12 protein-coding genes are annotated in these 13326 nt (G+C 46.3%); all 12 read left to right on the top strand.

Annotated elements, in window-relative coordinates; translation table 11 throughout:
• The first annotated feature begins 1 nt into the window (after position 1).
• The 12 genes from lspA to pyrE all read left to right on the top strand — a co-directional run bounded on the left by lspA (position 2) and on the right by pyrE (position 13245).
• A complete protein-coding gene (gene lspA, locus AM506_RS00760; protein ID WP_060669847.1) occupies positions 2-496 on the top strand; it encodes a signal peptidase II in 495 nt (164 codons plus the stop codon).
• Complete coding sequence (locus AM506_RS00755; RefSeq protein WP_060669845.1) at positions 468-1379, top strand: RluA family pseudouridine synthase; 912 nt, start codon at positions 468-470, stop codon at positions 1377-1379. The genes lspA and AM506_RS00755 overlap by 29 nt, the downstream gene beginning before the upstream one ends.
• Positions 1380-1571: 192 nt before the next feature.
• Complete coding sequence (gene pyrR, locus AM506_RS00750; RefSeq protein WP_060669842.1) at positions 1572-2117, top strand: bifunctional pyr operon transcriptional regulator/uracil phosphoribosyltransferase PyrR; 546 nt, start codon at positions 1572-1574, stop codon at positions 2115-2117.
• A gap of 148 nt (positions 2118-2265) precedes the next feature.
• A complete protein-coding gene (locus tag AM506_RS00745; RefSeq protein WP_060669840.1) occupies positions 2266-3594 on the top strand; it encodes a solute carrier family 23 protein in 1329 nt (442 codons plus the stop codon).
• A gap of 166 nt (positions 3595-3760) precedes the next feature.
• Complete coding sequence (locus AM506_RS00740) at positions 3761-4639, top strand: aspartate carbamoyltransferase catalytic subunit (RefSeq protein ID WP_060670666.1); 879 nt, start codon at positions 3761-3763, stop codon at positions 4637-4639.
• A 16-nt stretch (positions 4640-4655) separates the two neighbouring features.
• Positions 4656-5942: a dihydroorotase gene (locus tag AM506_RS00735; RefSeq protein ID WP_060669838.1), complete on the top strand. Its 1287-nt coding sequence runs from the start codon at positions 4656-4658 to the stop codon at positions 5940-5942.
• Positions 5939-7030 (top strand): carbamoyl phosphate synthase small subunit, encoded by a 1092-nt coding sequence (locus AM506_RS00730; RefSeq protein WP_152968506.1) that lies wholly within the window; start codon positions 5939-5941, stop codon positions 7028-7030. The genes AM506_RS00735 and AM506_RS00730 overlap by 4 nt, the downstream gene beginning before the upstream one ends.
• On the top strand, positions 7023-10235 hold the full coding sequence (gene carB, locus AM506_RS00725) for a carbamoyl-phosphate synthase large subunit (RefSeq protein ID WP_060669836.1): 3213 nt from the start codon (positions 7023-7025) through the stop codon (positions 10233-10235). The genes AM506_RS00730 and carB overlap by 8 nt, the downstream gene beginning before the upstream one ends.
• Positions 10232-11005, top strand: a complete 774-nt coding sequence (locus AM506_RS00720) for a dihydroorotate dehydrogenase electron transfer subunit (RefSeq protein WP_060669833.1) — start codon at positions 10232-10234, stop codon at positions 11003-11005. Before carB ends, AM506_RS00720 begins: the two co-directional genes overlap by 4 nt.
• The gene (locus AM506_RS00715; protein WP_060669832.1) at positions 11002-11943 is read left to right on the top strand and encodes a dihydroorotate dehydrogenase; all 942 of its coding nucleotides are present in this window, start codon (positions 11002-11004) and stop codon (positions 11941-11943) included. The genes AM506_RS00720 and AM506_RS00715 overlap by 4 nt, the downstream gene beginning before the upstream one ends.
• Positions 11915-12625, top strand: coding sequence for an orotidine-5'-phosphate decarboxylase (pyrF, locus tag AM506_RS00710; RefSeq protein WP_060669830.1), 711 nt, complete (start codon positions 11915-11917; stop codon positions 12623-12625). The genes AM506_RS00715 and pyrF overlap by 29 nt, the downstream gene beginning before the upstream one ends.
• Complete coding sequence (pyrE, locus tag AM506_RS00705; RefSeq protein WP_060669828.1) at positions 12622-13245, top strand: orotate phosphoribosyltransferase; 624 nt, start codon at positions 12622-12624, stop codon at positions 13243-13245. Before pyrF ends, pyrE begins: the two co-directional genes overlap by 4 nt.
• The last annotated feature ends 81 nt before the right edge of the window (positions 13246-13326 follow it).

The raw sequence follows: 13326 nt of genomic DNA, 5'->3' as shown, positions 1-13326 counted from the left end.
TGTGTATTATTATTTAGTGGCTTTGGTTGTAATTGGACTGGATCAATTAACGAAATGGTTGGTTGTAAGAAGAATGACCGAGGGAGAAAGCATTTCGATCATAGATAATGTCTTTTATCTTACTTCTCATCGGAATCAAGGTGCAGCATGGGGAATACTCCAAGGACAAATGTGGTTTTTTTACATTATTACATTAGTAGTGATTGTAGGTATCGTGTATTATATGCAAGTCCATGCAAAAGGGCATTCATTGTTTAGTCTGAGCCTTGCTTTCATGCTAGGCGGTGCAATTGGAAACTTTCTTGACCGTGTCTTTAGAAAAGAAGTGGTCGATTTCTTAAATACATACATCTTTTCCTATGACTTCCCGATTTTTAATATTGCCGATGCAGCATTAACCATCGGAGTAGCACTATTACTGATTTATATGTATTTAGACGAACGAAAAGCAAAGAAGGAGAACAAAAATGGAAGTAATTCAGCACAACATACTTGAGGAAAACCAGGGAGAACGAATCGATAAGGTCGTAAGTCAGTTGAATAAGGATTGGTCCCGTTCCCAGGTTCAACAATGGATTAAAGATGGTCATATTAAAGTAAATGAAGAAGCGGTCAAACCTAACTTTAAGTGTCCGTTACATGCAGTCATCACAGTATCGATCCCGGAACCGGAAGAATTGGATGTAGAGCCGGAAGATCTTAATCTTCATATTGCCTATGAAGACGGAGATGTTATCGTCGTCAATAAGCCGAAAGGGATGGTCGTCCACCCGGCACCGGGTCATTATTCAGGAACAATGGTGAACGGATTGATGCATCACTGTAAGGACCTATCTGGCATCAATGGCGTTTTGAGACCAGGGATTGTCCACCGAATAGATAAGGATACATCGGGATTACTGATGGTAGCGAAAAATGATATGGCACACGAGCATTTGGTGAATCAGCTTGTTGCAAAATCCGTAACAAGAAAATATACAGCCATCGTACATGGCCTCATCCCCCACGAATACGGTACGATCGATGCGCCGATCGGGAGGGATCCTAAAGACCGTCAAAGTATGGCAGTCGTGGATAATGGCAAACAAGCGGTCACCCATTTCAAAGTATTGGACCGATATAAAGATTTCACACTCGTTGAATGTGAATTAGAGACAGGGAGAACCCATCAGATCCGTGTGCATATGAAATACATCGGCTTCCCGCTGGCGGGGGATCCAAAATATGGCCCGCGAAAGACGTTGAGCATTGAAGGACAGGCCCTTCATGCCGGAGTGCTTGGTTTCGTTCATCCAAGAACGGAAGAATATATGGAGTTTCTTGCGGAGTTACCCGAAGAATTCTCTAAATTGATTAAGCATCTTGAAAATAACCGTTGACAAATTTCGACCTGGGCTTTATGCTTGTATTAATTGAATAAGTAACCTTTAATACGGTCCCGTGAGGCTGAGAAGGAGCAGTGTACGACCAAAATTCTTTGGCGTGCAATCAGATCATAACGATAAGTGTGCCCTCTCATCTCTACGGTGAGAGGGATTTTTTATTTAAATAATAAGAACGAGGTGGCGAATATGACAAAGAAAGCAACGGTACTGGATCAACCCGCCATTCGAAGGGCGCTCACTCGGATAGCCCATGAAATCATCGAACGAAATAAAGGAATTGAAGATTGCGTCCTTGTCGGCATCAAAACAAGGGGCATTTATATCGCCAATCGATTAGCCGAGCGGATCCATGCGATTGAAGGAGAAGAAATTCCGGTCGGAGAAATAGACATCACTCTTTACCGTGATGATTTAACAACGAAAACAGCCGATCACGAACCAGAAGTGAAGGGTTCTGACCTTCCAGTTGATATTACAAACAAGAAAGTCATTTTGGTGGATGATGTCTTATTCACCGGAAGAACGGTCCGGGCAGGACTCGATGCCTTAATGGATCTCGGCAGACCAAGTCAGATTCAACTGGCTGTACTGGTCGACCGTGGACATAGGGAATTACCGATAAGGGCAGATTTCGTCGGGAAGAATATTCCGACATCAAGCTCAGAAAAGATCATGGTCGCATTATCAGAGGTCGATCAAGAAGACATCGTTGCCATACACGAAAAAGAATAACGGAAGTCCTTTTAATAGCGGTCCAGAGAGGCTGACAAAGGATGGGAATGAAGGTGAAATCAGGCCTTCTTATACCCTCTTTGTGCCCTCTTTAGGACAAAGAGGGTTTTTTAATGGGTAAAAATGGGTATTAGAGGAGGAAACAAACATGAATCAAAATCAACAAGTCGTGTTAGACGTAGAAGAAGTACCTAATATAGGAAAATGGATTACACTTAGCATACAACATCTATTCGCCATGTTCGGAGCCACGGTCCTGGTTCCGTTCCTGGTTGGATTAAGCCCGGGGGTTGCTTTGATTTCAAGCGGACTCGGAACACTTGCCTATCTTCTGATCACGAAGGGGAGGATCCCTGCTTACCTGGGGTCGTCATTCGCTTTCATCGCTCCGATACTGGCTGCCAAGAGCCTGGGAGGGCCGGAGGCTGCCATGATGGGAAGCTTCCTTGCAGGGATAGTATACGGAATCGTCGCACTGCTCATATCAAAGCTTGGATTGAAATGGCTTGTCAGGATCCTTCCTCCGGTTGTGGTAGGACCGGTCATCATGGTGATTGGATTGGGTCTTGCCGGAACGGCCGTCAATATGGCCATGTATGAAAATCCTGGAGCAGAACAATTGGTTTACAGTAACACGCACTTCATGGTGGCACTTGCCACATTGGGAATCACGGTCATCTGTTCGATTTACTTCAAAGGATTTCTTGGGATGGTCCCGATCCTTGCTGGTATCATCGGAGGATATGTCATCGCGGTTTTCGCAGGGCTGGTGGATTTTCAGCAGGTAATCGATGCTCCCTTCTTCCAAATGCCGGACTTCTTTGTCCCGTTTCTCGATTACACGCCGAGCTTCTCTTGGGAAATCGTATCCATCATGGTCCCGGTTGCACTGGTGACCCTGGCAGAACATACTGGGGACCAGATGGTATTAAGTAAAGTCGTAGGACGAAATTTCATTGAAAAACCGGGTCTTCACCGCTCCATCCTTGGGGACGGGGTAGCGACTGTGATCGCCTCCTTCCTGGGCGGACCGCCAAATACAACCTATGGCGAAAACATCGGAGTGCTTGCCATTACACGGGTGTTCAGCGTCTTTGTCATCGGCGGGGCTGCAGTACTTGCCATCATGTTCGGATTTGTAGGCAAGATAACGGCCTTGATCGGCTCGATCCCATCAGCGGTCATGGGTGGGGTATCCATCCTGCTTTTCGGAATCATCGCATCCAGTGGACTCCGTATGTTGATCGATAACAAAGTGGATTTAGGAAATAAGCGTAATTTAGTCATCTCGAGTGTCATCCTCGTAATCGGGGTCGGAGGGGCATTCGTCAAGATCAACGAGCAGGTCTCTCTATCTGGAATGGCCCTTGCGGCGATCGTTGGGGTGTTCCTGAACCTTGTCCTGCCGGGCAGGGAGGAAAGTGAAGGAGAGAACAATTTATTCGAGGAAGAAAACACTAAGCATGATGTTGCATAAATAGAAACACCTTTTAATATGGTCCAGAGAGTCTAAGAAGGGTGAATTTGAACAAGACATGCGGGATTTTACCGCACTGTCACTGTTGGTATGTTCAAAAACACCCTGTCGGGAAGATGACAGGGTGTTTTTTTTGGAAGAGAAGAGAGGAAAGGGTTGTCTCATGATGAAGAACTTGTTGACGATGAATGACTTATCAAAGGAAGAGATCATTCAAATACTGGAACAGGCGGAACGTTTTCAAAAGGGTGAAACCTGGGAGTGCGGGAAGAAGAAATACGCTGCCAATCTTTTCTTCGAAGCAAGTACACGTACAAAATGCAGCTTTGAAATGGCAGAAAGGAAACTTGGTCTTGAAGTCATCCCCTTCGAAGCCCGAACATCAAGCATCCAAAAAGGTGAAAGCCTCTATGACACGGTGAAAACATTAGAGAGCATAGGAGTCGATACGGTCGTCATCCGTCATTCCCTTGAACGCTACTTTGACCAACTGTCCTCTCTTAACATAAGTGTGATCAATGGTGGGGATGGGTGTGGAAATCATCCCACTCAATGTCTGTTAGATCTGTTGACCATCCATCAGGAGTTTGGCCGATTCGAGGGAATCAAGGTATCCATCATCGGGGATATCGCCCACAGCAGGGTTGCCAGGTCCAATGCGGAAGCCTTGACGAAACTTGGTGCAGAAGTCTATTTCTCAGGTCCAAAGGAATGGTTCCCATCATCAGACCAAAAGCACTATTTACCAGTAGATGAAAGTATAACCGATGCGGATGTCATCATGCTTCTACGTATCCAGCATGAACGTCACGTGAGTACATCGACCTTGACGAAAGAGGAATACCATGAACGCTTCGGACTGACGATATCAAGGAAAGAGAGGATGAAGCCATCCAGTATCATCCTCCATCCCGCACCTGTCAATCGAGGGGTGGAAATAGCCGACTCGTTGGTTGAATGTAAGCAATCAAGAATCTTTAATCAGATGGAAAATGGAGTATACGTGAGAATGGCCGTTTTAAAAAGAGCACTCGAAATCAACTGACCAGGGGGAATTTGAAATGAATTGGTTAATCCGTAATGCACGAATTGTAACAAAGAATGGTGAACTTGAGACGGTGGATGTAAAGGTGGAAGAAAAGAAAATCATCGAGATCGGTTCAGAGCTGAAAGGGAAAGATCACGAGGAATTTCAAGCAGAAGGGTTAGTGATTTCACCAGGCTTTGTCGATCTCCATGTCCATCTAAGGGAACCGGGCGGAGAATATAAGGAAACCATCGAAACGGGAACGAAATCAGCAGCAAAAGGCGGTTTCACCACCATCGCGGCAATGCCCAATACTAGACCTGTGCCTGACTCAGTAGAAAATCTACAGTCCCTTAATCAGAAAATTTCTGACACAGCAGGTGTTCGCGTGTTACCGTATGCTGCCATCACGGAAAGGCAAATCGGGAATAAGCTTAATGACTTACCATCATTAAAAGAAAACGGGGCATTTGCATTCACAGACGATGGGGTAGGGGTACAATCAGCGGATATGATGTATCAAGCCATGAAGATGGCAGCCGGGATCAATGCCTCCATTGTCGCCCATTGTGAAGAGAATACCTTGATTTATGGAGGAGCGGTTCATGATGGGACATTCTCCAAAGAGCATAATCTGCCAGGCATTCCTTCCATCTGTGAAGCAGTACATATATCCAGGGATGTGCTTCTGGCTGAAGCAGCGGGAGTCCATTACCACGTCTGCCATATATCGACAAAAGAATCTGTCAGGGTGGTCAGGGATGCGAAGAAAGCCGGTATCAACGTGACGGCTGAAGTGACACCCCATCATCTTCTGCTCAGCGAAGACGATATCCCAGGGCTTGATCCCAACTTCAAAATGAATCCGCCTCTTAGGAGTAAAGAGGATCGACAGGCTCTTATAGAGGGGCTCTTGGACGGAACGATTGATTTCATCGCCACCGACCATGCCCCGCATACAGAAGCCGAAAAGTCGGAAGGGATGCAGCTCGCTCCGTTCGGAATCGTCGGGTTGGAGACGGCATTTCCGCTGCTCTATACAAACTTTGTGGAAAAAGGGATCTTTACACTGAAACAGCTTATTGACTGGATGACCATCAAACCAAGTTCAGCATTCAATCTTCCGTTTGGACTACTTGAAGTAGGAGGAGAAGCAGACTTTACGCTCATCGATTTGCAAGAACAAAAAGAAATCGACCCGGCTGGATTTGTATCCAAAGGGAAGAACACACCATTTAAAGGATGGGAATGCAAAGGATGGCCGAAAGCAACTTTTTATCAGGGATCTCTTGTATGGAATGAAGGAGGAAACGAACAATGAAAAGACAACTCATTTTAGACGATGGAACGGTTTTCGTGGGAGAAGGATTCGGAGCGAATGAAGAAACGATCGGTGAAGTGGTATTCAATACAAGCATGACTGGCTACCAGGAAATACTTTCAGATCCATCCTACTGTGGCCAGCTTGTCACCATGACGTATCCCCTTGTAGGGAACTACGGCATCAACCGGGATGACTTTGAGTCGATCACCCCGGCCATCAAAGCGTTCATTGTGAGAGAAGTGGCGGACTTCCCTTCTAACTGGAGAAATGAATCAACATTGGATGAATTATTAAAAATAAAAGGAATTCCTGGGATTTCAGGTATCGATACCAGAAAGTTAACCAGAATCATCAGGAAGCATGGAGCCATGAAAGGCATCATTTGTGCAGCTGAAATAGATTCAGGGGCAATGCTTGATAAGCTTCATGGTACAGATCTGCGAACAGATCAAGTCAAGCAGGTATCCACGAAGACGGCCTACGCAAGCCCTGGAAGAGGGTATCGTGTGGTGCTGATGGATTTTGGGATGAAGCACGGGATTCTAAGGGAATTAAACAAGCGTGATTGTGACGTGATCGTCGTTCCTTATAATACTTCTGCTGAAGAAATCAGACGCATGCAGCCTGACGGGATCATGTTATCGAATGGACCGGGGGATCCGAAAGATGTACCGGAAGCAATTGAAACGATCAAGGAACTGCTTGGTGAAATTCCACTCTTCGGTATCTGCCTAGGGCATCAATTATTTGCCCTTGCGTGTGGAGGGGACTCTTTCAAAATGAAATTTGGCCATCGTGGCGGCAACCATCCGGTCAAAGATTTAAAATCTGGAAAGGTCGCACTGACTTCACAGAACCATGGCTATGCAGTGGATGAAAAGTCTTTAGCCGGATCAAGACTACAAGTCACCCATTTAGCTATAAATGATGGAACAGTAGAAGGATTGAAACATTTGGACTTTCCTGCCTTTACGGTTCAGTATCATCCTGAAGCTTCTCCGGGACCAGAGGATTCAAACTACTTATTCGATGATTTCTTACAACTGATGAAAGAAGAGAAAAGAAAGGAGCTTCAACATGCCTAAACGTACAGACATTAAAAGCATCTTGGTTATCGGAAGCGGACCTATCATCATTGGACAGGCGGCGGAATTCGACTACGCCGGCACACAGGCCTGCATCGCATTGAAAGAGGAAGGGTACAGGGTCATCCTCGTAAATTCAAATCCTGCCACGATTATGACAGACGCCGAAATGGCAGATAAAGTGTATATCGAACCATTGACCCTGGAATTTGTCAGCAGGATCATCCGTAAAGAACGTCCTGATGCACTCCTTCCTACATTGGGAGGCCAGACGGGATTGAACATGGCTGTTGAACTTGCACAGTCGGGAGTCTTGGAAGAGTGCGGAGTGGAAATCCTCGGGACGAAGCTTTCCGCCATCGAGAAAGCGGAAGACCGTGATTTGTTCAGGAACTTGATGAATGAAATGGGAGAACCGGTTCCGGACAGTGAAATCATACATTCTCTGGATGAAGCCTATCAATTTGTAAATGAAATCGGATATCCGGTCATTGTCCGTCCAGCCTACACATTAGGTGGTACCGGAGGGGGCATCTGTCACAACAAAGACGAACTGGTCGAGATTGTAAGCTCAGGACTGAAATACAGCCCGGTAACACAATGCCTTCTGGAAAAAAGTATTGCAGGTTTCAAAGAGATAGAATATGAGGTTATGCGGGACGCAGCCGATAATGCCATCGTCGTGTGTAATATGGAGAACATAGATCCAGTGGGAATCCACACGGGAGACTCCATCGTGGTGGCACCAAGTCAAACATTAAGTGACCGGGAATATCAAATGCTCCGGAATACAAGTTTGAATATCATCCGGGAGTTGGGAATCGAGGGAGGATGTAACGTTCAGCTGGCACTCGATCCAGACAGCTTCCAATATTACATCATTGAAGTAAATCCCAGGGTGAGCCGTTCATCTGCCCTGGCATCCAAGGCGACAGGCTACCCGATTGCAAAGCTTGCAGCGAAGATCGCCGTCGGTCTGACATTGGATGAAATGATGAATCCTGTTACGGGTAAAACGTATGCATCATTCGAACCAGCACTGGATTATGTTGTGACAAAGATCCCAAGATGGCCGTTTGATAAATTCGAAGCTGCCAAACGGAACCTCGGTACCCAAATGAAAGCAACCGGAGAAGTGATGGCTATCGGACGGACCTTCGAAGAATCACTACTGAAAGCCATCCGCTCCCTTGAAAGCAATACGTATCACATGGAATTGAGTGACGCGGGTACATTTACTGACGAGTGGATCGAAAAGAGGATCAGGAAAGCAGGGGATGAACGCCTCTTCTATATCGGCGAAGCGCTGAGAAGGGGAGTGACGATCGAGACCATTCATGAATGGAGCAAGATTGACATCTTCTTCTTATATAAAATGAATAGAATCATAAAGTTTGAAAAAGAATTAGCAATGACCCCTTTTAACTTTGAGCTTGCACAAAACGCGAAGCGCATGGGCTTCTCAGACATCACCATGGCAAGGTTATGGGACAGCACGGAAGCAGAAGTTTATACCTGGAGAAAAGAAAATGACCTTATTCCAGTATATAAAATGGTAGATACCTGTGCAGCAGAGTTTGAATCGGAAACTCCCTACTTCTACGGAACATATGAAGATGAGAATGAATCAAGGGTCACAGAACGTGAGAGTGTCATCGTCCTCGGTTCGGGACCGATCAGGATTGGACAGGGAGTGGAGTTTGATTATGCGACCGTTCACTCTGTGTGGGCCATTAAGGAAGCGGGTTATGAAGCCATCATCGTAAATAACAATCCGGAAACGGTCTCCACCGACTTCAGTATTTCGGATAAATTATACTTCGAGCCACTGACGGTAGAAGATGTGATGCATATCATCGATCTTGAAAAGCCAAAGGGAGTCGTCGTTCAATTCGGGGGTCAAACGGCCATAAATCTGGCAGATGAGCTGGTAAGAAGAGGCGTGACGATTCTGGGTACTTCACTTGAAGATCTCGATCGTGCAGAAAACCGCGATAAATTCGAACATACTCTGAACCAACTCGGCATTCCCCAACCGGAAGGGAAAACAGCGGTTTCGGTGGAAGGGGCGCTTGAAATAGCAAAAAGCATCGGCTACCCGGTTCTGGTAAGACCTTCGTATGTCCTCGGAGGAAGGGCCATGGAGATTGTTTACAGGGAAGAAGAGCTCCTTCAATACATGAAAAATGCTGTAAAGGTCAATCCTCAGCATCCGGTTTTAATCGACCGTTATCTGATCGGCAAGGAAATCGAGGTGGATGCCATCTCAGACGGAACTGACGTGGTCATACCGGGAATCATGGAGCATATCGAGCGTGCGGGAGTTCATTCCGGGGATTCCATCGCGGTGTATCCTCCGCAGCAGCTTACGAAGGAGCAGAAACAAACCATAATCGATTATACGACGAGACTCGCAAAAGGATTGAACATTATCGGATTACTGAACATCCAGTATGTCATCTCAAAAGGCGAAGTCTTCGTCCTGGAAGTGAACCCTCGTTCCAGCCGGACAGTGCCATTCATCAGTAAAATCACAAATGTACCAATGGCCAATATTGCAACCAAGTCCATCCTCGGTATATCCCTGAAAGATCAAGGGTATGAATCAGGACTGATTCCTGAAAAAGAAGGTGTGTACGTCAAAGTTCCAGTCTTCTCCTTTGCCAAACTTAGACGGGTTGATATCACATTGGGACCTGAAATGAAATCTACAGGGGAAGTAATGGGGAAAGATCAGACCTTGGAAAAGGCACTTTACAAGGGGATGGTCGCTGCAGGAATGCAAATGAAGGAATATGGCTCCGTGCTCATGACCGTGGCAGATAAAGACAAGGATGAAGCAGTAGTCCTGGCACAACGCTTTATCGATATCGGCTATCAAATCCTCGCAACGAAGGGTACGGCAGAGCATTTGGCAAAAGCAGGTATCACTGTTCGTGAAGTGGACAAAATCGGATCCAGCGGCCCTACATTATTGGATATCATCCAAAGTGGTGAGACACAGCTAGTCATCAATACACTGACAAAAGGAAAGCAGCCTGCCCGTGATGGATTCAGAATTCGAAGAGAATCGGTCGAAAACGGCATTCCCTGTCTCACGTCACTTGACACTGCAGAAGCCATCCTTAGAGTGATTGAATCCATGACTTTCTCAGCTGAGGCACTTGACTCAATCCCGAAAGTGAAAGAGGCGGTTTATCAATGATCGTTAACGAAAAGATGGCTGTGCATTCTCATGAACGGATAGCTGAAAACATTTTTGAACTCGTTCTTGAAGGAAAACTGGTGGATGAAATAAAGGCCCCGGGTCAGTTCGTTCATGTGAAAGTAGGGACGGGAATCGACCCTTTGCTCAGAAGACCGATTTCCATCGCCTCCCACGACCCTGAACATCATACTATGACCCTGATCTACCGGGCTGAAGGAAAGGGGACGGTACTCCTTTCCCATGTGGATAGTAGTGAAAGAGTCGACGTATTGGGACCTTTAGGTAATGGTTTCTCCGTGGAAGGAGAAAGTAAGACCGCACTGTTAGTAGGTGGAGGAATTGGCGTTCCTCCCCTCTACGGTCTTTCCAGGAAGCTTGTGAAAAGCGGTTGGGAAGTGAAGCACATTCTCGGCTTTCAAAATGAAGCTGTCAGCTTTTATGAACATAAGTTCAGGGAGCTCGGGCTCACATATGTTGCCACTGTCGACGGCTCCCTTGGAAGTGAAGGATTTGTAACCGATGTTATCTCTCAAGAAAATCCTGACTTCGATGTGTTTTACTCCTGTGGCCCGACACCCATGCTGAAAGCTCTGGAAACTCAATTGGAGGGCAGAAGCGGGTTCATCTCATTGGAGGAGAGGATGGGTTGCGGAATAGGGGCTTGTTTCGCGTGCGTTTGTCATAAACAGGATGATCCGGAAGGGTCGAGCTACGTAAAGGTTTGCAGTGACGGACCGGTATTTCCAGTAGGGGCGGTGCTTTTATGAAATCATTACAAATCGATTTGCCGGGATTGTCTTTAAAGAACCCGGTCATGCCGGCATCCGGCTGCTTTGGCTTCGGTCGCGAATATAGCCAGTTCTATGATTTAAACGAGCTTGGGGCGATCATGATCAAAGCGACGACTGAAGAGGCCCGCTTTGGAAATCCGACTCCAAGGGTTGCTGAAACAAACGGGGGTATGCTGAACGCAATCGGGTTGCAAAATCCCGGACTCACCGGTGTGATGGAGAACGAACTTCCATGGCTTTCACAATTTGATGTACCGATCATTGCGAACGTGGCCGGTTCACAAGTGGAAGATTATGTGGAAGTGGCAAGAGTCATCTCTTCTGCTAAGAACGTATCCGCACTCGAACTCAATATCTCATGTCCAAATGTAAAAACGGGAGGAATCGCTTTTGGGACCATCCCTGAAGTGGCTAAGGAATTAACTGAGAAGGTTAAACAAGTCTCACAGGTTCCACTGTATGTGAAATTATCACCGAACGTCTCCAATATCGTCGACATGGCCAAGGCTGTTGAAGCGGGAGGGGCAGACGGACTGACAATGATCAATACACTTCTCGGGATGAGATTGGATATGAAGACGGGTATGCCGGTACTTGCGAACAAGACAGGGGGATTATCCGGTCCGGCCATCAAACCGGTTGCCATCCGGATGATTTATGAAGTGAGTCAACAGGTGGATCTGCCGATTATCGGGATGGGTGGAATACAATCAGCTGAAGATGTGATTGAATACTTCTATGCCGGAGCCAGTGCCATCGCAGTCGGGACAGCGAATTTCGTTGATCCATTTGTATGTCAACGAATCATACAGGAGTTACCGCCTCTACTTGAGGAGCTCGGAGTCGAGCATATATCTCAATTAACCGGAAGGAGCTGGGGAAAGCATGAATCGAGCACCGTTCATAGCACTTGATTTCCCGACATGGGAGATCACATCAACCTTCCTGGATCAATTTTCAGAAAGTCTGAACGTGAAAGTCGGTATGGAGTTGTACCTTCAAAATGGCCCGGAAATCATTGAGAAGATATTAAATAAACATCATCGGATTTTCCTGGACTTGAAACTTCATGATATCCCTAATACCGTGTACGGAGCCATGAAAGGACTTGCTGGATTCGACCTGGAGCTGATCAACGTCCATGCTGCGGGTGGCAGCAAGATGATGGAAAAGGCGCTGGAGGGTCTATATGCGGGAACTCCTGCCAATCATAAACGGCCAAATTTGATCGCCGTCACACAGCTGACCTCGACAACGGAAGATCAGATGCGAAAAGAACAGCTTATCCCTACTACCATTAATGAGTCTGTCCTGCATTATGCCACTCTTGCGAAGCATGCCGGACTTGATGGAGTGGTATGCTCTCCCCACGAAGCCCGTCTGATAAAAGAACATTGCGGGAATGATTTTTTACGGGTCACTCCCGGGATCAGGTTAGCAGAAGATCATTTAGCAGATCAAAAAAGAGTCACTACACCACAAATGGCAAAAGAAATGGGTTCTTCCTACATAGTCGTCGGAAGAAGTATTACAGGTGCTGTGAATCCGGTCCTTGCATATGAACGGATCGTACATGAATGGGAGGGCAAAGAATGAAACATGAAATTGCAAAAAAATTACTGGACATAGAAGCCGTATTTTTAAACCCGACGGATCCATTTACCTGGTCATCCGGAATAAAGTCACCGATTTATTGTGATAATCGACTGACTCTATCGTATCCTTCAGTTCGGAACAGCATCTCTACAGGACTGTCAGAGTTGATTCAAAAGCACTTTCCGGAAGCGGAAGTCATCGCAGGAACAGCAACGGCGGGAATTCCGCACGCCGCCTGGGTGAGTGAGAAATTAGATCTTCCCATGTGTTATGTCAGGTCAAAGCCTAAAGCCCATGGAAAAGGAAAGCAGATTGAAGGGATTGCGGCATCAGGACAAAAGGTTGTCGTCGTCGAAGATCTTATCTCCACGGGAGGCAGCTGCATAACAGCAGTTGAAGCCTTAAGAGAAGCGGGATGTGACGTTTTAGGGGTGGTCGCGATCTTCACATATGAATTGGATAAAGGAAAAAAGAAGCTTGAAGAACAAAACATTACATCGTATGCCCTATCCGATTATTCAAGCTTACTTGAGGTAGCGGTCCAAAATGAGATCATCCGGGAAGGTGAGTTGGAACAATTAAAGCTTTGGAGACAAGACCCTGAGTCATGGGGGATGTAAGTGGGAAAGCAACTCGGTTTTTGAGTTGCTTTTTGTCATTGTTCAAAATAAAACACTTCCATCCAGTTAACTCTTTACTGA

Origin of the sequence: Rossellomorea vietnamensis (assembly GCF_001305855.1) — a bacterium.
In the GTDB taxonomy this organism is placed as follows: domain Bacteria; phylum Bacillota; class Bacilli; order Bacillales; family Bacillaceae_B; genus Rossellomorea; species Rossellomorea vietnamensis_A.
The sequence above is the reverse complement of the archived record's forward strand: the minus strand, read 5'-3'. Positions and strand labels throughout refer to the sequence as shown.

Coding starts and splice junctions, on each gene's coding strand:
- AM506_RS00745 (WP_060669840.1), top strand. CDS start 2,266: ATGAATCAAAATCAACAAGTCGTGTTAGACGTAGAAGAAGTACCTAAT.
- pyrR (WP_060669842.1), top strand. CDS start 1,572: ATGACAAAGAAAGCAACGGTACTGGATCAACCCGCCATTCGAAGGGCG.
- AM506_RS00735 (WP_060669838.1), top strand. CDS start 4,656: ATGAATTGGTTAATCCGTAATGCACGAATTGTAACAAAGAATGGTGAA.
- AM506_RS00740 (WP_060670666.1), top strand. CDS start 3,761: ATGAAGAACTTGTTGACGATGAATGACTTATCAAAGGAAGAGATCATT.
- carB (WP_060669836.1), top strand. CDS start 7,023: ATGCCTAAACGTACAGACATTAAAAGCATCTTGGTTATCGGAAGCGGA.
- AM506_RS00720 (WP_060669833.1), top strand. CDS start 10,232: ATGATCGTTAACGAAAAGATGGCTGTGCATTCTCATGAACGGATAGCT.
- AM506_RS00730 (WP_152968506.1), top strand. CDS start 5,939: ATGAAAAGACAACTCATTTTAGACGATGGAACGGTTTTCGTGGGAGAA.
- pyrF (WP_060669830.1), top strand. CDS start 11,915: ATGAATCGAGCACCGTTCATAGCACTTGATTTCCCGACATGGGAGATC.
- pyrE (WP_060669828.1), top strand. CDS start 12,622: ATGAAACATGAAATTGCAAAAAAATTACTGGACATAGAAGCCGTATTT.
- AM506_RS00755 (WP_060669845.1), top strand. CDS start 468: ATGGAAGTAATTCAGCACAACATACTTGAGGAAAACCAGGGAGAACGA.
- AM506_RS00715 (WP_060669832.1), top strand. CDS start 11,002: ATGAAATCATTACAAATCGATTTGCCGGGATTGTCTTTAAAGAACCCG.